This is a genomic window from Brevibacterium iodinum ATCC 49514, assembly GCF_900169265.1.
Lineage (GTDB): Bacteria > Actinomycetota > Actinomycetes > Actinomycetales > Brevibacteriaceae > Brevibacterium > Brevibacterium iodinum.
In genome coordinates this window covers 94568-117500 of sequence record NZ_FXYX01000004.1, presented here as the reverse complement: position 1 = coordinate 117500, position 22933 = coordinate 94568, and the positions used below count along the sequence as shown (strand labels likewise).

Sequence of the window (22933 nt, the reverse complement as noted above, 5' to 3'; positions counted from 1 at the left end):
GGGGCTTCCGTTTCAATCTTCCGAAAACGCCGCTGTGGGGACCACACAGTGATCCCCACAGCAACAAGGCTGGAGAAGAACCGATCGCGTCAGACGCGGATCAGTTGACTTCCCACTCCCAGTAGTTCCAAAAAATTGTCGGCGAAACAGTAGTCGACTTGGCATTCTTCAGCTTGTCCCGGTAAATGACGAGCTCTGGATGCTGGAACAGCGGTGCGCCGAAAGCGTCCTCGGTCAGCTGCTTTTCCAACTCGGTGGACAGCTTCGCATGCTCGGATTCGGGAGCTCCGACGATCTTGTCGAGAATTTTGTCCGTCTTCTTGTTCGAGTAGCCGCCGTAGTTGTTCTGAGCACCGGTGCGGTAGTTCGCATCAGAATCAGTGATACCGGTCGACTCCGATTGCCAGCCGAACAACGAGACGTCGTAGGTACCGTCGCCGAGGCGGGTGCCCCAGTTGGCATCGCCGACGTCCTTGATCTTGAAGCCGGCCTTCTCGGCTGATTCCTTGATCAGTTGGAACTCCTGCTGACGACGCGAGTTCGTGTTGTCATACATGACGCGAACCGTCGGGCTGGAGACTCCGGCCTCCTTGAGCAGCTTCTTCGCACCGTCGACGTCGACTTCCTTGAGATCTTCCATACCGTTGCCCTTGACGATCTCGTCGTACATTGGGGAGCCGGGAACCTGATTGAAGGAGTCGCGAGTGACGGCCTTGTCATTGAGGGGCTTAATGATCTTCTCGACGATGTCTTCCCGTGGGAGAGTCTTGAGGAAGGCCTGGCGGACCTTCTTCGCCTTCTCCTCGTCACCGCCATTGGCCTCGGGGTCGAAAGGACCCTTGTTGTCGAAAGTGAAGTCGACGTGCTCATAGGTGGCACCGTCGGCAGCATCGACGTTGACGCCGTCGATGTCTTCGGCGGCAGAGAGCACGTCTGCGGTCGCCTGCGGCTGGGTGAAGTCGACCTCGCCGTTCTCGATCGCCTGGACCATTGCCATCGGATCTCCGTTGTAACGGACGGTCACGGTGTTGACCTTCGGCTTGGTCGGGCCGGTGTACTTGTCATCGAGTTCGAGGGTGACATACTGGCCCTCTTCGAACTTCGTCATCTTGTACGGGCCGTTATGGACGAGCAGGTCCTCGTCATCCGGCATCGAGGTGAAGTCGAACCCCGTGTTCCAGGTGTTCGAGATCTTCGAGAGCTTCTCGGTGTCCTTGTCCTTGATGGCCTTGAGGATCGCTTCCTTGCCCTTCTCCGGGTCGTCGATCCCGAGAGCCTTCTTAGCAACGATATGGGAGGGAACGCCCACTCCGTTGGGCCCGATGCCGGCGAATCCGGTCTGCCAATCAGCGAACGGCTTGGAGAACTCGAAAGTGGCTTCCTTACCGTCGTCAGAGATCTCGGGGAAGTCCTTGACGAGTTTAGGGCCGATAGACGCCGAGTCGAAATAGACCGTCTTCGCGTCGTTCTCCTTCACCGATCCGTCGTCTTTATTGTTCGATTCGACGGTGTTGAAGTTCGACGACGTGGCCGCCCAGGTCAGAGCGAGGTCCGCTGCGTCAACAGGGGTGCCGTCCGACCACTTGGCCTCGTCGTTGAAGGTGTACTTGATCTTCAACGGGTCGTCTGAAACCTTCTCGAGCTTGCCAAGCGCGCCGTCCTGGACCTCGAGGTTGTCGTCGTAGTAGCCGAAGTTGTCATTCATCATGTACGTGAGAATGGCGTTCGACACAGCGTTGCCATTGGCAGTCTGTGTGTTCATCGATCGGAACGATTCGTTCCAGCCGATGTTCAGCTGGGAGTTCTTCGACGATTCACTGTCGTCGCCTCCGCCAGGGGGTGTGCAGGCGGTGAGCACCATTGCAGCGGCAGCCACAGAGGCGCCGGCCGCGAGGAAGCGCTTGTTCACGTTCTCTCCTTGTTGTTCTAGGTGTACTGACCGGACACGTTGGTTGAGGAGCGAAACGCGATTCGGTCTCGTCGTGCGGGAGAACTCCTCACCGTCGGACGAGGAGTTCCTGTGATGCGGCGCAGGCTTGGGTGAACACCTTCGGGTCTCCTTGGATTGACGCGCTGACCTGTGCGCCTTCATAGAGCAGGTGCAGCAGGGTCCCCGTGTTCTGGTCGCCACTAGCAATCTGCGTAAATAAGGCCAGCATCCAGGCCTTCTCCGCCCGGATGAAATCGGCGGCCTCATGGTCGCTAGCGCCGATCTCGGCCCATGCGTTGACGAAAGCGCAACCACGGGGGGTGCCGGTCGCCCACTGGGCAGTGTGCCGGTAGACGACGTCCAGGCCTTCGGCTGGGGATGCGCCGGTCAACGCTTCCAGGAGTTCGCCCTGCCAGGCGTGCGCGCGTTGTTGCAGGTAGCAGGCCACCAACCGATCCTTGGATCCGTAGCGCTGGTACAAGGTCCTCTTTGTGGTTCCTGCACGCTCGACGATGCTGTCGACACCGGTGGCTGTGATCCCGCGGTCACGGAAGAGCTCGGCAGCAGCATCGAGGATGCTATGACCGACCGGTGTGGTGTCGACAGGCTCGAAGACCTCAAGGTCAATGTCCATGGTCTCGTCCCCTCAGCTGGCTTGAGTGCACTGACAGTATACCGACCGGTGTGTTTATCTAATCGGATGCGATGGGTCATGTGTGTGGCGTTCGTGGTGGCGTGGAGTTCCGGGTTCGTCGGGGCGACGCTGGCGGACCGGATAGGTGTGGGGACGTGGCCCCTGCTGGCGTGGCGTTATCTGGTGACTGCCCTTGTTCTGCTCGTCGGGTGTTTGCTGGTTCCTTCGCTGCGTCATTCTTTCCGCGCGTTGAGTCGACGCGAGTTGTGGCAGCAGGTCGTCCTGGCCGTCCTGTCTCACGTGGTCTTTCTGGGCGGTGTCTTCCTATCCGCTGGGCAGGGGCTGGATGCCGGCTTGTCTGCGCTGGTGTGTGCACTTCAGCCGCTGATCGTGACCGCGGCGGGACGGATCATCTTCGGCGATCGGGTCCGCATCCTCCAGTGGTTTGGCCTGCTCATCGCCCTGGGCGGCGTCAGCCTGAGCGTGGGAGGCATCAGCACGGCAGGGGCGGGAAGCGTGGGCCTGGTGGCGATGAGCCTGCTGGGGCTGTCCATGGCTTCCCTACTGGAACGCTCGTGGAAGCCCCAGGTGCCAGTGGTGATCAGTCTGACCGTGCAGGTGAGCGTGGCCGCCGTGATCTTCAGCGGCGCCGCCCTCCTGACCGACGGGCTTCGTCTCCAGGTCACGGGGACACTGGTGCTGGCGATCAGCTGGCTGGTGCTCTTGTCCGGCCTCGGTGGCTACGCCACGTTCATCTGGTGCCTCCGCCAGGTGGGAGCCACCACGACCAGCACTCTGCTCTACCTGACTGCGCCCGTAACGATGCTGTGGGCGTGGTCCATATTCGGCCAGCAACCCTCGACCCTGCAATGGATCGGGCTCGCGGTCGTCCTGAGCGGCGTCGGCCTCGCGGCCAGACGCACCAACCGCCGTGAGCAAGACACGGCCTGACCACGGGCTCCAAACCGGGCGGACTCGGTACACCTCGACACCTCGTCAACACCAGGAACAAGTCTTCGATGACCCACACGAATGCAGCTCTCACCCCCCGGCACCGACTGATCGTCGCTCGTCTGGTCGTTGACGAGGGCTGGCCGATCAGTGAAGTGGCCGCCCGCTTCCAGGTCTCCTGGCCGACCGTGAAGCGCTGGGCCGACCGCTACCGAGCCGGCCAGTCGATGCAGGACCGTTCCTCACGGCCCCACCGGTCGCCGAACAAGACCAGCCACAGCACCACGAAGCGCTGCATCCAGCTCCGGCTGCGCCTGCGCGAAGGCCCGGTCCAGTTGGCCTGTCGACTGGGGATCGCCCCGTCCACTGTCCACCGGATCTTGGCCGACGCCCGCCTGAACCGGCTCTCGCACGTCGACCGCGCCACCGGAGAGCCCGTCCGCCGCTACGAGCACGACCACCCCGGCGCGATGCTGCACGTCGACGTGAAGAAGCTCGGCAACATCCCCGACGGCGGCGGCTGGCGCTACGTCGGCCGACCACAAGGCGTCCGCAACCGAGCCGCCACACCGGACAAGCCGCGCAACAAGTGGCGGGACCCGTTGATGGGCAAGGCCTACGTCCACACGGTCATCGACGACCACTCCCGGGTGGCCTACGCCGAGATCCACGACGACGAGACCGCCCTCACCGCCACCGCCGTCCTCGTTCGGGCCGTTGAATGGTTCAACCAGCGTGGCGTCACCGTTGAGCGGGTCCTGTCGGACAATGGAAGCGCCTACCGCTCACACCTGTGGCGAGACACCTGCGCCGAACTGGGCATCGGGCACAAGCGCACCAGGCCGTATCGGCCGCAGACCAACGGGAAGATTGAGCGCTTCCACCGCACCCTGGCCGACGGCTGGGCCTACGCCCGCTGCTACACCTCCGAGACGGAACGCCGCGGGGAACTCGAAGGCTGGCTGCACTACTACAACCACCACAGGCCCCACACCGCCTGCGGCAACCAGCCGCCGTTCTCGCGCTTGACCGGCACCCAGGTGCAGCGAACCTAGTTGGCGATCTGGTCGACCGTTTGGGACTCGATCCCGAGTCCCCGATAGAGCCCCTTCAGGAGGCCTTGGGCTTGTTCGAGCGGCTTGGTGTCCACGCCCTGGACCACCGTGGTCTTGATGTATTCGTCCGCTGTGAAAGTGGGCATTTGATTGAAGACGTCGTTGTTGTTGTAGATGGTCCCGCGAGTCTTGGTCACCCGAAGACCGATCCGCCATGGCCCGGTGTATCCCCAAGTCAGTGACCGGCTTTCGATCAACTGCAGGGTCTGCACTGCCAGTGCTGAGATGAGCCCAGCGAACAGGAACTTCGCCGGTCTTCCTGGCTGGGTCTCGTACTCCGCGGTCCCACCGCCGGACACCACCTCGATGGAGCTGTCGTCCTTCAACAAGACGTGGCAGAGCCCACGCTCGTACTGGCTTCGTACAGGATCGCCATGCGCGGGGATCGACGCATACGCCTCACCCTTGGGGTCGAAGGCCCGATACGTGCAGTCCGGCACCGTTCCGGGCCAGCCACTCGGCCGGATCCCTTGGCGCAGAGCGGCCGAGCCCTGAGGCTCCTCGCTCCGCACCACCGGCACACAGGGTTCGGCCACAAGGTAGATGTGTCCGTTGCCAGTGGGGTGACCCTCGATGTAGTCAACCAGCGGGTCACGAGCCTCCATCCCTGTCAGGCGGGAGAGGAACGCGTCCTCGCCCCGATCACGCTGCAGCAAGAGCCGACGCACCTCTGCATCGTCGAGCTTTCGCTTGCCGTTGCTGCTCCGGCCCCAATAGCTGCCGTCGACCATGTGGGGAGCCAAGGGTGATGGGGGAACCTGGACGACCAGGACCGCCCGGGCGTCATCGTCGGGATGGACCAGTGCAGGCTGGATGGTGGGCGAAAGCGGTGGGTGGATCCGAGTCGCGGACACTTGGGCAATCCGGTCGGCGAGTCCGGCAGTGTCACAGCCGACGACCTCGAAGTCTCTGTCGCGCACCCCGTAGATGAGTAGCCCTCCGTCGACGCTGAGCGAGGCAAGGTCGCGGGCCATCTCCAGATTGGCATCCTTCTTCGCAGTTCCGGCCGGGGTCGCCATCTCCTTCAACTCGCACCAGACCGACTCCTCGAGAAGACCGCCCGCGGCTGCTTCAACGAGTTCCGACCAGGTAGAGAAGGAGACCACACCCATCGCAGGGCCGAGGTACTGCTGAGCCATGCCTGCTCCAATCGCCGCTGACAAGGTCAAGATACCCGGCTGACCAGACGGAGCCAGAAGACATCCTCAGAGATTGAGGCGGAGCCGGCTCTCCGCGATCTGACAATCAATCAACGTGTCCGGTCAGTACATCTAGGGCGAGTCACCCTCGTACTTGCACCCCAAACCGGAGTGCATTCCGGTCACGTCCAGCGGGACGGCAGAAGCCGACGCGCATGTGACCGCGTTCATGCTTTTCACATGGATTGCAACAAAGTTAATTCACCGGCGACTGTGACGGAGTCCACATAATGAGCAAATTTCGGAATCGTTACCGTTTCGAAACCAAGGGAACAGACAACTTTTGTTCAGTCTCAATGGATAGGATGATCAGGTGGCTGGCAGTGAGATAAATCGCAATCAAACCGAGCCGACCGTCGTGCGGACGACGAGTTCGACGGCCCTGTTCTTCATCGTCGGAGGGCTCTGCGCCTTCGGCGTGCTCTCCATCCTCTTCGGAGATTTCACGCTGCGCGGTCTGGCCGCCGCGGGCATCCCTTTGGCCGTCGGCACCTTGGTCTTCGTCTGCTATCGGTTTCCCCGCGTCGAACTGCACAGACAGCAGCTCATCTTAGTCAATCCGCTGCAGACCGTGACGATCCCGTGGAACCTCGTCGACGGCTTCGAGACCCACTTCGGTCTGAGCGTGCGCACCCATGAGAGGAAGTTCGCCTCATGGCCGCTGGCCGGCAAAGGCAAGAAGTGGGAGAAGGACGAGCACGGTATGCGGCGGCTCGTCGAGAATCCGAGCCCGGCCGTCGACACCGTGCTCGAGCGCTATTCGTCGCTCAGCGACGCAGAACTCGCCAACCCCGGTGGGCAGCGTGTCATCGAGACGAGATGGAACGTCGGCATCATCGCCATGGGTCTCCTCGCCATCGTCTGGGCGCTCTTCGGCTTCGCAGCACTGCCGCGCTGACGGCCGAACTGCGGTCACCAGCCGCGTTCGCGCCATTCCCCCAGTTTCGGACGTTCCTCGCCCAGGGTCGTCGAGTCCCCGTGTCCGGGCAGAACGAGAGTCTCGTCCGGAAGTTCGCCGAAGACCCGCTCCTCGAGGTCGTCCATGAGCGATGTGAAGTCCTCGGCCGACCAGGTCTTGCCCGGCCCGCCCGGAAACAGCGAGTCACCTGAGAACAGGATCGTCTGGCCCCCGTCGCGCAGAAGCAGTGCGATCGAACCGGGGGTGTGCCCGCGCAGAGCGATTGCCTGGAGGACGAATCCGCCGAAGTCCCCGACATCGAGGTGATCGACGGAATGCGCGATCTCCACTCCTTCCGCCTCGGTGATGGCGGCCGCGTCCGCAGCCCCAGCAATGGTCATCGCCTCCGGATAGTTCGCCGAGGTGGCCGGCAGCGCCCGAATATGATCCCAGTGCTGGTGCGTGGTGATGATCGCCCTGAGCTTCGGGTCGGCCTCGGTGTCCTGCGCTCCTGAGCCGATGAGTTCGGTGATCGCCTCGGCGTCATCGGCGGCGTCGATGAGGACCTGGGAACCGGTCTCTTTGGCGGTGAGCAGATAGACGTTGTTAGCCATCTCGGAGACCGCGATAGAGCGGATGATGACGTGCTCGGTTTCGATCGTGTGCATTTCCAAACTCCTCAATCTGTGCTGATGCTGCGTACGGTTCAGGGACAGGTCACCAGGCTCCGCGGGTGTACTGCGGAGGGTAGGGCCCGGGTTCGACTCCGAGGACATGGGCGGCTCGCTGCGGCCAGGCAGGTTCCCGCAGAGCGGCGCGGGCCATGAAGATCGCATCGGCCTGTCCGGTGCTGAGGATGGTCTCGGCTTGCTTCGGATCCGTGATGAGTCCGACGGCTCCGGCCAAGGCTCCTTCGGCGCGGATCGCTGCGGCCAGGGACACCTGGTAGCCGGGGCCGATGGGGATCCGCACCGGGTAGTTGCCTCCGGAGGAGACGTCGATGAGGTCGACTCCGGCCTCCGACAGCGCACGGCTGACCTCTGCGGCTTCGGCGATGTCGAAACCGCCGTCTGTCCATTCGCTTGCCGAGATGCGCACGAAGACGGGCACTTCGTCACCGACTTCGGCGCGCACGGCCGTATAGACCTCGTGGAGCAGTCGGGACCGGCCGGCGAGATCGCCGCCGTATTCGTCGCCGCGCTGGTTCGACAGTGGTGACAGGAAGGAATGGAGCAGATAGCCATGGGCGGCATGGAGCTCGACGAGGTCGAACCCTACGTCGATCGAACGGCGAGCCGCGGCTGCGAAGGCCGCGACCACCTCGGCGATGTCGCCCTTCGTCATCTCCACGGGCTCGGCCAGCTGCGGATAAGCGATGGGGCTAGCGCTGAGTGTCGACCATCCGCCCTCGGACTCGGGGACGCTGCCCTTCGGCTCACCGGTGAAAGGACGATAGGTGCTGGCCTTGCGGCCGGCATGGGCGAGCTGAATGCCGATGATGCTGCCCTGGGAGTGGACGAAGTCAACGACGGCCGACCATGACTCTGCCTGGTCGTCATTCCAGATTCCGGCGTCCTGTGGTGAGATTCGACCTTCGGGGACGACTGCGGAGGCTTCGGTGAGGATGAGCCCGAATCCGCCCTGCGCCCGGGCACCGAGATGGACGAGATGCCAAGGGCCGGGCATGCCGTCTTCAGCTTCGCAGGAGTACTGGCACATCGGGGCGAGCCAGATGCGATTGGGAATCTCGGTTCCGCGCAGGGTCAGCGGTTCGAACAGCTCAGTCATGACATCAGTCTGCCAGTTCCGCCCGAGTTCAGACAGTGATACCGAATACCGGAACGGCGAGCAGATATACCGTGACAGTGACGAGCACGATGCCGATGACATTGAGCCACAGCCCACCCTTGACCATCTGAGCCACGGTGACATAGCCAGAACCAAAGGCGACCGCGTTCGGCGGGGTGGCGACCGGCAGCATGAAGGCACACGTCGCTGCCAAGGCGACGGGAATCGTCAGCAGCAGCGGGTCGAGGTCGAGTCCCATGGCCACTCCCCCGACGACGGGAACGAACGTCGCCGCCGTCGCAGTGTTCGAAGTCAGTTCCGTGAGAAAGAGGATGATGGCAGCGAAGATGGCCACGACGAGGACCGTCGGCAGAACTCCGAGGCCGCTCGTGGTCTTGCCGATCCATTCGGTCAGACCCGACTCAGAGAACTGAGCGGAGAGAGCGAGTCCGCCGCCGAAGAGCAGGAGGACTCCCCAGGGCAGCTTCTCTGCGGTCTCCCAGTCGAGGAGGCGGACGCCGCGGTTGGCCCCGCCCGGAATGAGGAAGAGCAGAAGACCGACGACCATGGCGATGCCTTCGTCACTGATCGGCGGTTCTTCGAAGATCAGCGGCAAAGAGATCCAGCTGACGGCGGCCAGGACGAACATCGCGAGCACAAGCTTCTCCCCGGTGGACATGGGACCGAGCTTGGAAAGTTCTTCGCGGATGAGTTCACGTCCGCCGGGGATCTTGTCGATCTCCGGTTTGAACATCACCTTGACCAGCAGGAACCAGGCGATGGCCATCATCACCACCGACAGCGGAACACCGACTAGCATCCACTGACCGAAGCCGATGGAGATGTCGTGGTTGTCTTTGAGGTAGCCGATGAGGAAGAGGTTGGGAGGAGTGCCGATGATGGTGCCCAACGACCCGATCGATGCAGAGTAGGCGATTCCGAGCATGAGGGCGGTGCCGAAATTCGATTTCACAACCGCGCCGATCCCGGTTTCATCGCCGCCTTCGCTCGAGCTCTCGGCTGCACCGTCGACGTCTTCGGTTACATCCCTGTCCGGGTCCGCAGTTTCGTTGAGCGCCGTGCCCACGACCTTCGACACGATCATGAGCACCGACATTCCGATCGGCAGCATCATCACCGCGGTCGCCGTGTTCGAGACCCACATCGAGATGAACCCGGTGGCGATCATGAATCCGGCGATCATCGGTCCCGGTCGGTCGCCCATGATGCTCAGCGTCACGAGTGCGATGCGACGGTGCAGACTCCATCTCTGCATGGCCAAGGCGATGAGGAAGCCGCCGAGGAAAAGGAAGATGATCGGATTTCCATATGAGGCGCCGACCGTCTCCATCTCGACGTCGGTTCCGAGGACGGGGAACGCCACGAGCGGAACGAGGGACGTCGCCGCGATCGGCAGCGCCTCAGTCATCCACCAGACGGCCATGAGCACCGCAACCGCCGCCGTCAGTTTGGCGGCTTGCCCGACATCGGCAGGCATGATCGCATAGACCAGCGTGGAGAAGATGAGGCCGAGCAGGAACCCGATCCACCGGATTCGCAGGGTTGAGCGGCTGATTCCGGGCTCTTGTTCCCCGGGAGAACGCATGTCGATCTCAGTGGATGTGAACTCAGCGGAATTCGGGCGCGGGGACATTCTCACTCCTCATCGAGCAGGTGTGCCTGTGCTTTTGCACAGCCTACTCCAGATGTGGTCTCTCTACCAAGAGAATCGCCCACGCTCCGTGAGCGCATGGATGCTTCGCGGCCTTTCGCCGCAGTCGCTCCTACAGCTGGCCGCAGAACTCCTGGATGTGGTCGACGACGATCTCGGGGTGTTCGACCATCGGCAGGTGAGCCGAGTCCGGGATCGTGACGAAGTGTGCGCCCTCGATCTGTTCGGCCAACTCCGACATCGCCTCAGGTGTGCAACCGGGATCTTGAGCCCCGGCCATGACGAGCGTCGGGGTGCCGATCGAGCCGAGCTTTCCGCTCAGGTCGTAGCTCTTCAGCGCCGAGGCGGCCGCGATGTAGGCGTCGTCATCGACCAGGGCGAGGTCGGACAGGATGAGGTGACCGGTGGCGATGTCCTCGCCGAGGAATCCGGCGGCGAACCACCGGTCGGCGGTGTCATCGACGAGTCCCTTGGTGCCGTCGGCGCGGACTTCGCCGATGCGTTCGTCCCAGGATTCCGGGGTGCCGAACTTCTCCGCTGTCGCACAGGCGATGAGTCCGGTGAGTGTTTCGGGGTGGTTGAGTGCGAGGGTCAGACCGACGGCACCGGAGATCGAGACTCCGCAGTAGGTGAAGGACTCCACCCCGAGCTCGGCGAGGGACTCGACGACACCGGAAGCCAGCGCTTCGACCGTCAGCGGGGCGGCCGCCTCGGCGAGGGAATCACCGGAAGGAACGGTATGTCCGGGAAGGTCGGTGAGGTAGATCTGGAAGTCATCGGCCAGGCGCGCGGCCACGGACGTCCACAGGGGCATCCGGGTGCCCAGGGCGTTGCCGAAGACGAGGACGGGGGAACCGGGATTGTCGTTGAAGGCACGGACGGCGATGCGCATGGAGGCTCCTTGGGAACTGAAAGTGCGAACGGATTTCGACGGGATACGACGGTCGTCGATGAGTTGGATTCGACGGGGAAGCTGTGTCGGGATCGGTCAGGAGTCTGTCGTTGACAGCCTACCGCCGGAGTACTCGAGATAACAGCTCGGGCACAGCGACTCATAGGTCACGGAATTGCCGTCGATGGCGACCTGATCGCCGTCGAAGATGAACTGTCCGTCGACGAGGCGGCCGTTGAACATGGCTTTGCGACCGCAGCGGCAGATCGTCTTCAGTTCCTCCAGGGTATGGGCGATTTCGAGCAGCCGCGCCGAACCGGGGAATGCCTTCGTCTGGAAGTCGGTGCGGATCCCGTAGCACATCACCGGCACCGAGGCGGTGGTGGCGATCCGCATGAGCGAATCCACTTGGACGGGGCTGAGGAACTGGGCTTCGTCGATGAGCAGGCACGCGACCGGGGTCTTCGGGGCGTCGATGGACTCGATGAGGGCATCGTGGTCGACGTAGTCGGCATGTTCGGCATAGATCCGCTCCACGTCGCCGTCGGCGGGGATGACGAAGTCGACCTCACGGGTGACGCCCAATCGGGACACGATCTGTGACGCGCCCTTGGTGTCGATCAGCGGCTTGGCCAGCAGAACGCGCTGGCCACGTTCCTCGTAGTTGAAGGCCGCCTGCAGAAGAGCGGTCGACTTGCCGGAATTCATCGCCCCGTACCGGAAGTAGAGTTTGGCCAATGTCGTCCTCTTTCTGTTGTCCGTGCCGACACAGAAGACTACCGGGTGCCACGTGGGAATGTGAGCACCATCATCGGCCGGGGCCGCCTACCGAAATGGCCCAGAAGGTAGGATGGAGGGCGATAAACCCCAAGAAGATGCGGAGTGGTCCTTAACTATGGCTAAAATCATTTACACGCGCACGGATGAAGCGCCGCTTCTGGCGACGTACTCGCTCAAGCCGATCATCGAAGCCTTCGCCACGTCGGCCGGTGTCGAGGTTGAGACCAGGGACATTTCTCTCGCCGCACGCGTGCTGGCCCAGTTCAACGACCGTCTGCCTGAGGACCAGCAGGTCGGCGACGCACTCGCGGAGCTGGGCGATCTCGCCAAGACCCCCGATGCCAACATCATCAAGTTGCCCAACATCTCGGCTTCCGTCCCGCAGCTGAAGGCGACGATCACCGAACTGCAGTCCCAGGGCTACGACCTGCCCGCCTACCCGGAAGAGCCTTCGACCGATGAGGAGAAGGACGTTCGGGCACGCTACGACAAGGTCAAGGGCTCGGCCGTCAACCCGGTGCTGCGTGAGGGCAACTCCGACCGTCGCGCTCCGCAGGCAGTGAAGAACTTCGCCAAGGCCCACCCGCATTCGATGGGCGAATGGTCGGCCGACTCGAAGACCCGCGTCGCCACCATGGGCTCGGACGACTTCCGCGACAACGAGAAGTCCGTGATCATCGAGGCCGATGACACCCTGTCGATCCGCCTGCGCACCGCTGCGGGAGAGACGAAGGTCCTCAAGGAGTCCCTGCCTGTTCTGGCCGGCGAGATCATCGATACGACGAAGATGAACGCCGCCGCCCTCGACGAATTCGTCAAGGACCAGATCGCCGCGGCCAAGGCCGACGGCGTCCTCTTCTCCGTCCACCTCAAGGCCACGATGATGAAGGTCTCCGACCCCATCCTCTTCGGCAAGGTCATCGAAGCCTTCTTCCCCGACGTCTTCGCCGAGTACGGTGACGTCCTCGCAGAGGCGGGACTGACTTCCGACAACGGACTGGCCGCCATCCTCGCCGGGCTCGGCACCCTGCCTGCCGACGCAGCCGCCGGAGTCAAGGCCGGAATCGAGAAGGGACTGGCCGACGGGCCCGACCTGGCCATGGTCAACTCGCACAAGGGCATCACGAACCTCCACGTGCCCTCCGACGTCATCGTCGATGCCTCTATGCCGGCGATGATCCGCGTCGGCGGCAAGATGTGGAACAAGGATGACCAGACCCAGGACACCCTGGCCGTCATCCCCGACTCCTCCTACGCCGGCGTCTACCAGACCGTCATCGAGGACTGCCAGGCCAAGGGCGCCTTCGACCCGCGGACCATGGGCACCGTGCCCAATGTCGGTCTCATGGCGCAGAAGGCCGAAGAGTACGGCAGCCACGACAAGACCTTCGAGATCCCGGAGGCCGGAACCGTCGAGGTCGTCAACTCCGCCGGCGATGTGCTCATGAGCCACGAGGTTGCTGCCGGTGACATCTGGCGCGCGTGCCAGACGAAGGACATCCCCGTCCGCGACTGGGTCAAGCTTGCCGTCACCCGTGCCCGCTTGTCCGAGACTCCGGCCGTGTTCTGGCTCGACGAGACCCGCGCCCACGACCGCAACATCAAGGCGAAGGTCGAGGAGTACCTGCGTGACCACGACACCGAGGGCCTGGACATCCGCATCATGAACCCGGTGGAGGCCACTCAGTTCTCCATCGACCGCATCCGTGAGGGCAAGGACACCATCTCGGTGACCGGCAACGTCCTCCGCGACTACAACACTGACCTGTTCCCGATCCTCGAGCTCGGCACCTCGGCGAAGATGCTCTCCGTCGTTCCGCTCATCGCTGGCGGCGGACTGTTCGAGACCGGTGCCGGCGGTTCGGCTCCGAAGCACGTTCAGCAGCTCGTCGAAGAGAACCACCTGCGTTGGGACTCCCTCGGTGAGTTCCTCGCACTGGCCGAATCGTTCCGCCACGAGTTCAACGTCCACGGAAACGAGCGTGCCGGCGTGCTGGCCGACACCCTCGACGCCGCGACCGGCAAGTTCCTCGAAGAGAACAAGTCGCCGTCGCGTAAGGTCGGCGAGATCGACAACCGCGGCAGCCATTTCTACCTCACCCTCTACTGGGCACAGCAGCTGGCCGAGCAGACCTCGGACGAAGCTCTGGCCGAGGCCATCGCACCGGTGGCGAAGGCACTGTCCGAGAAGGAGGACGCCATCGTGGCCGAACTCCTCGAGGTTCAGGGCAGCCCGGTCGACCTGGGCGGCTACTACTACCCGAACGATGCGAAGACCGAAGCCGTCATGCGGCCCTCGGCCACGCTCAATGAGATCATCTCCTCGCTGAGCAAGACCGTCTGATCAACTGATCGACACCACCTGAGAAAGAGTCCCGGCAGCCGCTGCCGGGACTCTTTCTGCAAACCCGCCTCATGCGCCCCATCAGCAGATATGATGGGCACATGAGTACTCAAGACCCGCGTGGCGATTCGCAGACGCCCGAAGAGCTCCTGGCCGAAACCGATTCAGTCCTCGGCAGCGATACTCCCGCGACAGGCGAGACAGCTGCGGTGGACAAGACCCGGGAGATTCCCCCGCACGAGCAGCGTGAGCAGACTCAGCCTCCGACGGGACACACTGGTGAGTTGCCGTCGACGAAGGCCGGATCCGGAATGTCGGCGGGAATGTGGGGCCCCCTCATCCTCGGCGCCCTCATCGTCGTCCTGCTGCTCATCTTCATTCTGCAGAACAATGTTCCGGCCGAGTTCAAGTACTTCGGCTGGCAGTTCGAACTGCCCCTGGGCGTGGCGATGCTCTTCGCCGCGATCGGCGGCATCCTCATCGCCGGAATCATCGGTTCGGTGCGGATCTACGTGCTCAACCGCAAACTGAAGAAGATCAACAAGGCCCTGGGCCGCTGATCGATGGCGCATCACCCCAGCTTCACCGAACTGCCCACCGAGCTGCCCGTCACCCTCATCCTCGCCGATACCTCGGCCGAAGCGGCCTGGGCGCGGGAGGACGATTCCGTGCTAACCGAGCAGGAACGCAACTATGCGAAGGAATTCGACGCCGAGGCGGCCGCTACCTGGTCTGCGGGCCGTGTCGTCCTCCGCCATGTGCTCGGGGCGCATCTGGATCAGGATCCCGCTGCCATCGAGATCCGTCTCGATTCGGCGGGCAAACCGCGTCACGACGAGTGCGAGTTCTCGGTGTCCAGGTCTCGTCGCCTCGTCCTCGTCTCTGTCTCCGAAGATCCGGTCGGACTCGACGTCGAAGCGATCCCCGAGCGAGAAGTCGCGCTGGAGGCGTGGCAGCTGCTCCATGAAAGAGAACGCGCTGAGCTCGAAGCACTTCCCGATGACGCCTTCGCTGCCGGCTTCGTCCGTGTGTGGGCGCGCACCGAAGCTTTTCTCAAGGCGTTGAGCACGGGCCTGGCTCGCGACCCCGGTCTCGACTACATCGGCGCCGGGCCGGAACCGAACTCACCGCATCCGGATGTCGACATCCACGATCTCGAGGCCGGCATTCCCGACGGCCATATCGCGGCCATCGCCTTCAACCGCTGACCGCACCGTCACACCACAGCGAGAATTCCCCGCCGATCAAGCGCTGCCGCGGATATGTACCCGTAGACGTCCACGAATGTGCGCCAACGCTTGATCGGCGGAAAGCGGCTTGCGGGAACGCTTGATCGGTGGAGAACGCCGTGCGGGAAAGCTTGATCGGCGGAGAGCGGCGTGCGGCAGCGGTCAGGAACTCTGCGGCTCGTCTTCGCTGAACGAGGGGCCGTTCTCGCCGGTCGTGAAGACCACAGCGATGCCCAACGAGCCCACTCCGACCAGCCCGAAGAGGATCCAGGCGCCAGCGGGGTTGCTCGCAGCGGCGAGGATGAGGCCGACGACGACCGTGACGATGAGAAGCGCGTCGAAGACCATCGGGAACTTCAGGTAGCGCTTCTCCCCCTTGGTCACGGCATAGGAGATCTGGGTGGCGGCGCTGAGGAAGAGCAGCACCAGCGCGGTGATGACCAACCAGCGTGGGGCGAGGAAGAAGTCCTCGAGCCCGCCGATGAAGATGAAGCCGAGCACGGCCAGCAGCAGCTTGATGATGCCGTCGACTGCAAATCCGGAATTCCTCATGACTGAATCCTACTCAACAGGGTCTTCACCTCTCCCAGGGCCTTTCGCAGCACAGAGGCCTCGACGTTCGAATGGGCGATGACCAGACCGTGTCGAATCTCGTCACCACCGGTCCAGCCGCGAGCCAACGAGGCGACGAGGATGCCGCGCTCGGCCAGGTCCATCAACAAGCTTGCAGCCTGTGTCTGAGACGTTTCGATGACGAGGGTGCGTCCCTCGTGGACGAGACCGGGGATCGGGCCGATCTCGGACACGACCTCCTCGGCGGCCCGGAGTCGCCGCCGTCCCCGGGAGATGCGGCGACGCAGCCCACCGGAGCCGAGGTAGGAGGCGATGGCCATCTGCAGGATCGGAGAGTACGCCGGTCCGAGTGCCGCGCGCAGGCTCATGAGCTCCTCCGAGATCGGTCCGCGAGCGATGACGTATCCGGTCGATACGGCCGAGGTCAGCAGAGCGGAGAAGGTACCGATGTGGACGACCTGAGCGCTGCTGCCAGTCGATGATGCGAGGTCGAAGAGGGTCGGCAGCACTGTGCGGGTGAAGCGGGCCTCACTGTCGTAGTCGTCCTCGACGATGAGGACGTCTCCCCGAGCCGCCCAATTCAGCAGGCGGGCACGCTGGTCGACCGGCATCGGTGTTCCGTGCGGGAACTGGTGATTCGGTGTCACGACGGCCGCAGACACATCGGCCGGTGCCGGCGAAGAGCCGACCAAGTCCAGGGGCACGAGGTGTTGGTCGGTCATCGCCTGGCGCAGACCCGGGAAACCGGGATTCTCCACGGCGATGGATCCGGAGACTCCGAGACTCAACAGCAGCCGCAAACCATCGCGAGACCCGCTGGTGAGGATGATCTCGTCGGGGTCGACGGCCATCCCACGAGTCAGCCGCAGATAGTCGGCGATCGCCCACCGGGCTCGGGGCTGACCCAAGGGATCGATCGGGCCCGGGTCGAGGTCGAGTGATTCCCTCCAGGCCCTGCGAAAGGCCGGCTCGCGCAGAGGATAGTCACCGCCGAACCCCGGGCGCAGGTCGACATAGTTGCGCAGGCGCCGCCTCGGCGAGTCCGGAACTCGGTGTTTGGAGCCCACCGTCGTCGAGGCGGCGGGCAGGTCGGGATTGATCCGCGTGGCCGAACGCTCGGCGGCGATGAGGAATCCCTCCACGGCAAGCTGCGCATACGCTGTCTCCACACTGCCGCGAGAGATTCCGAGATGCTTGGCCAACCGACGGCTTGACGGCACCGCATCCCCCGGCCGCAGAGTCCCGTCCGAGATCAGACGACGCAGCTCCTGAGTGAGCTGATCCGGCAACGGAGTCGACAGCCCCTTGTCGACGTTCACCGGCAGAGCGATGCCCTCGGCCTGAGTGCCGTCCTGTGCCTTCGTGACCATGAGTCGATCCTAGAGCGATCACGTTCATCTGGCCTAAAATACTTGCATATTACTGGCTCTCTCAATGAGCCACTCATCGGCTTAGGCTGGTCGAGAACGGCCGTTCACCCCGAAGAACCACGATCCCTCCGACCTCCGGCAGCAGACAGAGATCCCTCTGTTCTGTTCCCCGTGGCGACCCGGATCGACTCCGCGACAGTGAATGGATCTACACCACAATGACCGAAACACAGACCCTGCTCAACACCGGCCTGGCTCAGATGCTCAAAGGCGGCGTCATCATGGATGTCGTCAACGAAGAGCAGGCACGCATCGCCGAGGCGGCCGGTGCTTCCGCCGTCATGGCCCTCGAACGCGTCCCCGCCGACATCCGCGCACAGGGTGGAGTCGCCCGGATGAGCGACCCCGACCTCATCGACTCGATCATCAGCGCCGTGTCCATCCCGGTGATGGCCAAGGCCCGCATCGGACATTTCGTCGAGGCTCAGATCCTCGAGACGCTCGGTGTCGACTACATCGACGAATCAGAGGTCCTCTCCCCCGCCGACTACGTCAACCACATCGACAAGTCCGTCTTCAAGGTGCCGTTCGTCTGTGGTGCAACCAACCTCGGTGAGGCTCTGCGCCGGATCCAGGAGGGCGCGTCGATGATCCGCTCGAAAGGCGAGGCAGGAACCGGCGACGTCTCCGAGGCGATGCGCCACCTGCGCACCATCAACTCAGAGATCCGTGCGCTGGGAGCGAAGAGCGAAGACGAGCTCTACGTCGCGGCCAAGGAGATCGCCGCCCCGTACCACCTGGTCAAGCAGGTCGCCAGCCTCGGTCGTCTGCCCGTCGTGACCTTCGTCGCCGGCGGCATCGCCACCCCTGCAGATGCAGCGATGATGATGCAGCTCGGCGCCGACGGTGTCTTCGTCGGTTCCGGCATCTTCAAGTCCGGCAACCCGGAGGCCCGCGCGAAAGCCATCGTCGAGGCGACCACGCACTTCGATGACCCGCAGGCCGTGGCCAACGCCTCCCGCGGACTCGGCGATGCGATGGTCGGCATCAACGTCGCCGACGTCCCCGCACCGCACCGCCTGGCCGAGCGCGGCTGGTGAGAGTCGGCGTCCTCGCCCTCCAGGGAGCCTTCCGTGAGCACCTGCTCATGCTCGGCTCCCTGGGGGCCGACACCCTCAAAGTCACCAAGTCCGAACACCTCGCGGGCCTCGATGCGCTCATTCTGCCCGGTGGTGAGTCCACGGCCATGGTGCGCATCGCCGCCGGCACGGATCTCTTCGCGACTCTGCGCGAACGCATGGCCGACGGTCTGCCGGTCTTCGGCACCTGTGCCGGACTCATTCTCCTGGCCGACCGGCTCAGCGACGATTCGCTGGGTGGGTATGACCGCCTCGGCGGGCTCGATGTCACCGTGGCCCGCAATGCCTACGGTCGTCAACGCGAGTCCTTCACCACCCCGCTGACCGTACGCGGGCTGGACGAACCGGTCGAGGGCACATTCATTCGGGCCCCGCAGATCCTCGAGCTCGGGCCCGGCACCGAGGTGCTCTCCCGTCACGACAACGTACCCGTCCGCGTCCGGCAGGGGTCGGTCTGGGGTGCCAGCTTCCACCCGGAATTGGGCACGGACGGACGAATCCACGCAGAATTCCTCCACCAGCTCGGTGCCGCTGCGTAAAGATTGACTCATGACTGAGCAGGCGTTGCAGACACTCAGAGACGGATACACCGTCGACGGCGCGACACTCGATCTTGGGGTCGCCCTGGACGGTGAAGAACCCTCGAAGGAGACCCCGATCTCCATTCCGTTGTCCATGCTCAATCGGCACGGCCTCGTCGCCGGTGCCACGGGAACCGGTAAGACCGTGACCCTGCAGGTACTCGCCGAGCAGCTGTCCCGGGCCGGAGTGCCCGTGTTCGCTCCTGATATCAAGGGCGCTCTCTCGGGCATCGGCGCCGCCGGCGTCGAATCCGACAAGCTGCGCAAGCGCCTCGATGCCGCCCGTCAGGACTGGCAGTCGCGGCCCAATCCGACCGAGTTCTGCACTCTGGGTGATTCGGGGCTCGGCACTCCCCTGCGAGCGACGGTCACCTCGTTCGGGCCGATCCTGCTGGCAAAGGTGCTCGAACTCAACGACACTGAGGAATCCGTCCTCTCTCTGGTCTTCCACTATGCCGATCAGGCAGGTCTGGCGCTGCTCGACCTCTCCGATCTCAAAGCCGTCCTCACCTTCCTCACCTCCGATGAGGGAAAGCCGATCTCGAAGGCATCGGCGGAGCGTCGAAGGCCACCGTCGGCGTCATCCTGCGCAAAATCTCCGAACTCGCCGCCCAGGGCGGCGACGTTTTCTTCGGCGAACCGGAATTCGACACCGCTGATCTGCTGCGCACCGACGACAACGGCGCCGGAATCGTCTCTGTACTCGAACTGCAGAAACTCAGTCAGTCGCCGGCCCTGTTCTCCACGTTCCTCATGTGGCTGCTGGCCGACCTGTTCCAGGACCTGCCTGAGGTCGGCGACCCGGACAAGCCCTCGCTTGTGTTCTTCTTCGACGAAGCCCACCTGCTCTTCGCCGGCGCGTCGAAGGCCTTCCTCCAGTCGGTGACGCAGACGGTGCGGCTCATCCGCTCGAAGGGTGTCGGCATCTTCTTCGTCACGCAGACGCCGAAGGATGTTCCCGAAGATGTGCTCGCACAGTTGGGTTCGCGCATCCAGCACCAGCTGCGGGCACATACACCCAACGACGCGAAGGCACTCAAAGCGACTGTGCAGACCTTCCCGAAGTCCGACTACGACCTCGAAGAGCTGCTCACGTCACTCGGCATCGGCGAAGCCGTGGTCACCGTCATGGACCCCGATGGTGCTCCGACCCTGGTGGCACCGACGCGAATGCGAGCCCCGGAGTCGAAGATGGGGCCGATGAGCGAGGACGAGATCAAAGCGGCTGTGGCGGAGTCGCCCCAGCATGAGAAGTACGGCACCGCGATCGACAACGAATCCGCCCGCGAGATCCTCGCCAAGCGCCTCGAAGGCGGGTCAGAAGCTCACGCCGAGGAACAGAAGTCAGCTCCTGCCGATGCGCCCGGCGAGAGTCAGGGTCGCGACGCCTCAGCGGACAAGATCGATTTCCCGGAGGAGTCCGGTGGCTCTGGGAGGAAGTCGGCGAAGAACGACGACGAGAACCTGTTGTCCCGGGTCGTGAAGTCCTCGGCGTTCAAACAGTTCACAAGGACCGCGGCACGCGAGATCGCACGCGGCATCTTCGGCACCTCACGACGCCGGCGCTGATACCCGCAGTGTCTCCTCACCGGCGGCCACCCGCAGTTCCAGGCAGTCGCCGATGAGGTCTCCGTCGAGTTGTGCCGGTACCGGTGACTCGACGGTGACCGTCACCTCGGTCGTGCGCCGATAGTTCATGAGCGGGTGGGCGTCCGGTCTGCCCTGCAGGCATGCCGCGGCGGTTCCTGCCCAGGCTCGGCACCGCGCCATGGGTGAGTGCGGAAACGGGCCGACGGTGAGCCTGGAGAAGGTCGGAGCATCGATGTGCGCTTCGGGGAACACGGCGATGGGTCCTGCAGGACGAGCGACCTTCGACGCCATCACCGACCACACCGGCGCCGAGGCGGTTCCCTCCCCTGTGTTTGCGGTGTCTTCCGCTCTTGCGGCGTCCCTCATGCTTGCGGTGTTCCACGTGTTCGCGGTGAAGTCCGCGGCGAAGAGGGCCCGCGCGGCTCCCCAGGCGTAGCCGAGCAGCCCGAGCGAGGCACGGTGGTGGGCGACGGCCCGGGCATCTCCCCCGATTCCTGCGAGACAGATGAAGTTACTGCGATGCCGAGCGCCGTCGGCCGTCTGGAACTCCGCAACATTGATCGGAACGTTCCGGAGGTCCGGCCTTTCGCCACGGCTGATCGACGCGATCGTGTGCACGCAATGGTCGATGGCGTGCTGGGAGGATCGGAGGCCGATATGGCGGCTGAGCACGTTCGCGGTCCCGGTCGGGACGAGAAACGTCAGGATGTCCGCCTCGGCGAGTACCGGCGCTGTCGCTCGAATGGTGCCGTCGCCACCGAGGATGATGACGATCTCGGCGCCCCATTTGACGAGCCGTTCGGCTTGCCACCGACCGGAACGGTCGACGCTGGTGGTCATGCTTCGGTAGTGCGCGCCGGCATTGCGCAGTTCCGGCACAAGCTCGGCATACGATCGCAGGGTCGCTGGATGTTTGGGATTGAGGACGATCCCGACGGCAACTCGGCCCGCAGGCGACGCCGGTCGGTCGCCTTCACCCACCTGGCCGGACCACTGTGTGGGTGGCATGTGGCGATCGTCCACCGTCGGTCGTCTCTGCGTGCTCAGACGAAGGCCGGGTGGGTTGCACTCACCGATTCGACGGACTCGAGGTCAACTCTCTCCCCTGGGAAGGTGTCGACGCGGACTCGCGGACCGGTCTTGCGGGGTGATCGTTTCCAGGTCGCGCGTGCACGGGTGCCGGTCACCACCGTGTTCTTGAACATTCCATTGCCTCCGGGCACAACGAGTTTCTCATTCGCAGGGTCGAGTGTGGCGCTGCGGTCCTTGTACCCGAGGATGATCTCGTCGAATCCCGGCAGCAGCATGGTCTCCTGCGCTGCCGTCTCCCATTCGGCCAGTCGGTCCTCCAGATCCGGGGCATGGACGTAGTCGGTGCCGTCGATGTCGGTGCTCGCGATCTCTCCGGCATCGATTCCGGCGTGGATGGCCTTTCTCATTCTCGTCTTCGGCAGTCCCGTCCACCGTGTCGCGTCATCGACCGTGACCGGTCCGTGGCTGGTGACGAAGCGTCTCATCCATTCCTGGTCGGCCGCCTCGGTGTCCAGGTCTGTGGGTGTGGGCACCCAATCGGCGGTGAGCACATATTTCATGTCATCTTTGCCCTCGATCAAGGGCGCTTGGACGATGATGTTCTGCAGCGCCAGTGACGTGATGAGGTGACGGGCGTGACCGTATTCGTCTCCGGCGCCGATGGGAGCGAAGGCTTCGAGGAGCTCTTCGCGCGTCAGCGGTCCCCGGTCCCGGATGGCCGCTGTGGCGAGTTCCGCTGCAGTATCGAGCATGGTGTCGGTGATGCCGAAATACTCGCGCCGCTTGGCTGTGGCTTTCATGATCCGTGCCCCGGTGAGGCCGAGGATCCACCCGAGGTCCTTGGCCGTAGTCAGATGGATGGTGCCGCGCTGGGTCCAGGAACGCACGATCTCTCCGGAATCGATGGCAGCACGGACCGCGGCCACACCGTCAGTGACACCCGGTCCTAGGCGCAGGGCGATGGAGACCAGTGCACCGCCGAGAGCTTGGGCTTGGACGCAGCCGAGATGCTCGACGACTGCGCCGGCGGTTGAGAGGTCGGTTCCTGTCGGTGACTCGGGTGGAGGTCCGATGAGTCCCTGGGAGATCAGACGGGCTGCCGAGATCTGATGAGCGTCCATGGTCCAACGGTAGTGCACGCCGGTGACACGGCGGTTGTGAAAAGGCGACAGCACTGGGTTCGCAGACAGGGATCGCAGACGGCAATCGTGCAGTC

20 protein-coding genes and 1 pseudogene are annotated in these 22933 nt (G+C 63.8%); 9 read left to right on the top strand and 12 right to left on the bottom strand.

Annotated features, from left to right (window positions below; all coding sequences use genetic code 11):
* Positions 1-100 precede the first annotated feature (100 nt).
* Together BI49514_RS05305 and BI49514_RS05300 are read right to left on the bottom strand one after the other, a co-directional pair.
* Positions 101-1909 (bottom strand): ABC transporter family substrate-binding protein, encoded by a 1809-nt coding sequence (locus BI49514_RS05305; RefSeq protein ID WP_101544897.1) that lies wholly within the window; start codon positions 1907-1909, stop codon positions 101-103.
* An 88-nt stretch (positions 1910-1997) separates the two neighbouring features.
* Positions 1998-2564 carry a TetR/AcrR family transcriptional regulator gene (locus BI49514_RS05300; RefSeq protein ID WP_094452451.1) on the bottom strand — a complete coding sequence of 189 codons (567 nt, stop codon included), beginning with the start codon at positions 2562-2564 and terminating at the stop codon, positions 1998-2000.
* Between the two features lie 78 nt (positions 2565-2642).
* Here BI49514_RS05300 and BI49514_RS05295 point away from each other — a divergent pair, with 78 nt between their 5' ends.
* Both BI49514_RS05295 and BI49514_RS05290 read left to right on the top strand, forming a co-directional pair.
* Entirely contained in the window at positions 2643-3515 is an 873-nt protein-coding gene (locus tag BI49514_RS05295; protein WP_094452452.1) for a DMT family transporter, read from the top strand.
* A 68-nt stretch (positions 3516-3583) separates the two neighbouring features.
* On the top strand, positions 3584-4570 hold the full coding sequence (locus BI49514_RS05290) for an IS481 family transposase (RefSeq protein ID WP_094452453.1): 987 nt from the start codon (positions 3584-3586) through the stop codon (positions 4568-4570).
* Here the strand turns inward: BI49514_RS05290 and BI49514_RS05285 are convergent.
* Positions 4567-5769: an AlbA family DNA-binding domain-containing protein gene (locus tag BI49514_RS05285; RefSeq protein WP_101544895.1), complete on the bottom strand. Its 1203-nt coding sequence runs from the start codon at positions 5767-5769 to the stop codon at positions 4567-4569. The genes BI49514_RS05290 and BI49514_RS05285 overlap by 4 nt on opposite strands.
* 373 nt (positions 5770-6142) lie before the next feature.
* Between BI49514_RS05285 and BI49514_RS05280 the strand changes: the two genes are divergently transcribed.
* On the top strand, positions 6143-6727 hold the full coding sequence (locus BI49514_RS05280; protein ID WP_244195075.1) for a hypothetical protein: 585 nt from the start codon (positions 6143-6145) through the stop codon (positions 6725-6727).
* A gap of 14 nt (positions 6728-6741) precedes the next feature.
* Here BI49514_RS05280 and BI49514_RS05275 read toward each other — a convergent pair whose 3' ends face one another.
* From BI49514_RS05275 to BI49514_RS05255, 5 genes are all read right to left on the bottom strand, one after another.
* The gene (locus BI49514_RS05275) at positions 6742-7395 is read right to left on the bottom strand and encodes an MBL fold metallo-hydrolase (protein ID WP_101544891.1); all 654 of its coding nucleotides are present in this window, start codon (positions 7393-7395) and stop codon (positions 6742-6744) included.
* A 49-nt stretch (positions 7396-7444) separates the two neighbouring features.
* The gene (locus BI49514_RS05270; protein WP_101544890.1) at positions 7445-8515 is read right to left on the bottom strand and encodes an NADH:flavin oxidoreductase/NADH oxidase; all 1071 of its coding nucleotides are present in this window, start codon (positions 8513-8515) and stop codon (positions 7445-7447) included.
* A gap of 28 nt (positions 8516-8543) precedes the next feature.
* Positions 8544-10169 (bottom strand): SLC13 family permease, encoded by a 1626-nt coding sequence (locus BI49514_RS05265; protein ID WP_101544888.1) that lies wholly within the window; start codon positions 10167-10169, stop codon positions 8544-8546.
* 130 nt (positions 10170-10299) lie between these two features.
* Positions 10300-11079 (bottom strand): alpha/beta fold hydrolase, encoded by a 780-nt coding sequence (locus BI49514_RS05260; protein WP_101544886.1) that lies wholly within the window; start codon positions 11077-11079, stop codon positions 10300-10302.
* 96 nt (positions 11080-11175) lie between these two features.
* Positions 11176-11817, bottom strand: a complete 642-nt coding sequence (locus BI49514_RS05255) for a thymidine kinase (RefSeq protein WP_101544884.1) — start codon at positions 11815-11817, stop codon at positions 11176-11178.
* 157 nt (positions 11818-11974) lie between these two features.
* Here BI49514_RS05255 and BI49514_RS05250 point away from each other — a divergent pair, with 157 nt between their 5' ends.
* The 3 genes from BI49514_RS05250 (at position 11975) to BI49514_RS05240 (ending at position 15411) form a co-directional block, all read left to right on the top strand.
* A complete protein-coding gene (locus BI49514_RS05250; RefSeq protein WP_101544883.1) occupies positions 11975-14203 on the top strand; it encodes an NADP-dependent isocitrate dehydrogenase in 2229 nt (742 codons plus the stop codon).
* A 101-nt stretch (positions 14204-14304) separates the two neighbouring features.
* A complete protein-coding gene (locus BI49514_RS05245; protein ID WP_101544881.1) occupies positions 14305-14763 on the top strand; it encodes a LapA family protein in 459 nt (152 codons plus the stop codon).
* Positions 14764-14766: 3 nt separating this feature from the next.
* Complete coding sequence (locus BI49514_RS05240; RefSeq protein WP_101544880.1) at positions 14767-15411, top strand: 4'-phosphopantetheinyl transferase family protein; 645 nt, start codon at positions 14767-14769, stop codon at positions 15409-15411.
* A 183-nt stretch (positions 15412-15594) separates the two neighbouring features.
* Here the strand turns inward: BI49514_RS05240 and BI49514_RS05235 are convergent, their stop codons facing one another.
* Together BI49514_RS05235 and pdxR are read right to left on the bottom strand one after the other, a co-directional pair.
* Positions 15595-15984: a hypothetical protein gene (locus tag BI49514_RS05235; RefSeq protein WP_101544878.1), complete on the bottom strand. Its 390-nt coding sequence runs from the start codon at positions 15982-15984 to the stop codon at positions 15595-15597.
* The gene (gene pdxR, locus BI49514_RS05230) at positions 15981-17375 is read right to left on the bottom strand and encodes a MocR-like pyridoxine biosynthesis transcription factor PdxR (protein WP_101544877.1); all 1395 of its coding nucleotides are present in this window, start codon (positions 17373-17375) and stop codon (positions 15981-15983) included. Before pdxR ends, BI49514_RS05235 begins: the two co-directional genes overlap by 4 nt.
* 218 nt (positions 17376-17593) lie before the next feature.
* Here pdxR and pdxS point away from each other — a divergent pair, with 218 nt between their 5' ends.
* From pdxS to BI49514_RS05215, 3 genes and pseudogenes are all read left to right on the top strand, one after another.
* A complete protein-coding gene (pdxS, locus tag BI49514_RS05225) occupies positions 17594-18475 on the top strand; it encodes a pyridoxal 5'-phosphate synthase lyase subunit PdxS (RefSeq protein WP_101544876.1) in 882 nt (293 codons plus the stop codon).
* Positions 18472-19053 (top strand): pyridoxal 5'-phosphate synthase glutaminase subunit PdxT, encoded by a 582-nt coding sequence (pdxT, locus tag BI49514_RS05220; RefSeq protein WP_101544874.1) that lies wholly within the window; start codon positions 18472-18474, stop codon positions 19051-19053. The genes pdxS and pdxT overlap by 4 nt, the downstream gene beginning before the upstream one ends.
* A 10-nt stretch (positions 19054-19063) precedes the next feature.
* Positions 19064-20664 (top strand): annotated as a pseudogene (locus BI49514_RS05215) (helicase HerA-like domain-containing protein).
* On the opposite strand, the gene BI49514_RS05210 reads toward BI49514_RS05215, so the two are convergent.
* Together BI49514_RS05210 and BI49514_RS05205 are read right to left on the bottom strand one after the other, a co-directional pair.
* A complete protein-coding gene (locus BI49514_RS05210) occupies positions 20647-21693 on the bottom strand; it encodes a diacylglycerol/lipid kinase family protein (RefSeq protein ID WP_115614047.1) in 1047 nt (348 codons plus the stop codon). The pseudogene BI49514_RS05215 and the gene BI49514_RS05210 sit on opposite strands and share 18 nt — an antisense overlap.
* A 35-nt stretch (positions 21694-21728) precedes the next feature.
* Positions 21729-22838: a winged helix DNA-binding domain-containing protein gene (locus BI49514_RS05205; RefSeq protein WP_101544870.1), complete on the bottom strand. Its 1110-nt coding sequence runs from the start codon at positions 22836-22838 to the stop codon at positions 21729-21731.
* Between the last annotated feature and the right edge of the window lie 95 nt (positions 22839-22933).

Excerpts from the sequence above, each read along its gene's own strand:
- BI49514_RS05300 (WP_094452451.1), bottom strand. The coding sequence starts at position 2,564 with ATGGACATTGACCTTGAGGTCTTCGAGCCTGTCGACACCACACCGGTC.
- BI49514_RS05295 (WP_094452452.1), top strand. The coding sequence starts at position 2,643 with ATGTGTGTGGCGTTCGTGGTGGCGTGGAGTTCCGGGTTCGTCGGGGCG.
- BI49514_RS05290 (WP_094452453.1), top strand. The coding sequence starts at position 3,584 with ATGACCCACACGAATGCAGCTCTCACCCCCCGGCACCGACTGATCGTC.
- BI49514_RS05285 (WP_101544895.1), bottom strand. The coding sequence starts at position 5,769 with ATGGCTCAGCAGTACCTCGGCCCTGCGATGGGTGTGGTCTCCTTCTCT.
- BI49514_RS05275 (WP_101544891.1), bottom strand. The coding sequence starts at position 7,395 with ATGCACACGATCGAAACCGAGCACGTCATCATCCGCTCTATCGCGGTC.
- BI49514_RS05270 (WP_101544890.1), bottom strand. The coding sequence starts at position 8,515 with ATGACTGAGCTGTTCGAACCGCTGACCCTGCGCGGAACCGAGATTCCC.
- BI49514_RS05265 (WP_101544888.1), bottom strand. The coding sequence starts at position 10,169 with ATGTCCCCGCGCCCGAATTCCGCTGAGTTCACATCCACTGAGATCGAC.
- BI49514_RS05260 (WP_101544886.1), bottom strand. The coding sequence starts at position 11,079 with ATGCGCATCGCCGTCCGTGCCTTCAACGACAATCCCGGTTCCCCCGTC.
- BI49514_RS05250 (WP_101544883.1), top strand. The coding sequence starts at position 11,975 with ATGGCTAAAATCATTTACACGCGCACGGATGAAGCGCCGCTTCTGGCG.
- BI49514_RS05245 (WP_101544881.1), top strand. The coding sequence starts at position 14,305 with ATGAGTACTCAAGACCCGCGTGGCGATTCGCAGACGCCCGAAGAGCTC.
- BI49514_RS05240 (WP_101544880.1), top strand. The coding sequence starts at position 14,767 with ATGGCGCATCACCCCAGCTTCACCGAACTGCCCACCGAGCTGCCCGTC.
- BI49514_RS05235 (WP_101544878.1), bottom strand. The coding sequence starts at position 15,984 with ATGAGGAATTCCGGATTTGCAGTCGACGGCATCATCAAGCTGCTGCTG.
- pdxR (WP_101544877.1), bottom strand. The coding sequence starts at position 17,375 with ATGGTCACGAAGGCACAGGACGGCACTCAGGCCGAGGGCATCGCTCTG.
- pdxS (WP_101544876.1), top strand. The coding sequence starts at position 17,594 with ATGACCGAAACACAGACCCTGCTCAACACCGGCCTGGCTCAGATGCTC.
- BI49514_RS05210 (WP_115614047.1), bottom strand. The coding sequence starts at position 21,693 with ATGCCACCCACACAGTGGTCCGGCCAGGTGGGTGAAGGCGACCGACCG.
- BI49514_RS05205 (WP_101544870.1), bottom strand. The coding sequence starts at position 22,838 with ATGGACGCTCATCAGATCTCGGCAGCCCGTCTGATCTCCCAGGGACTC.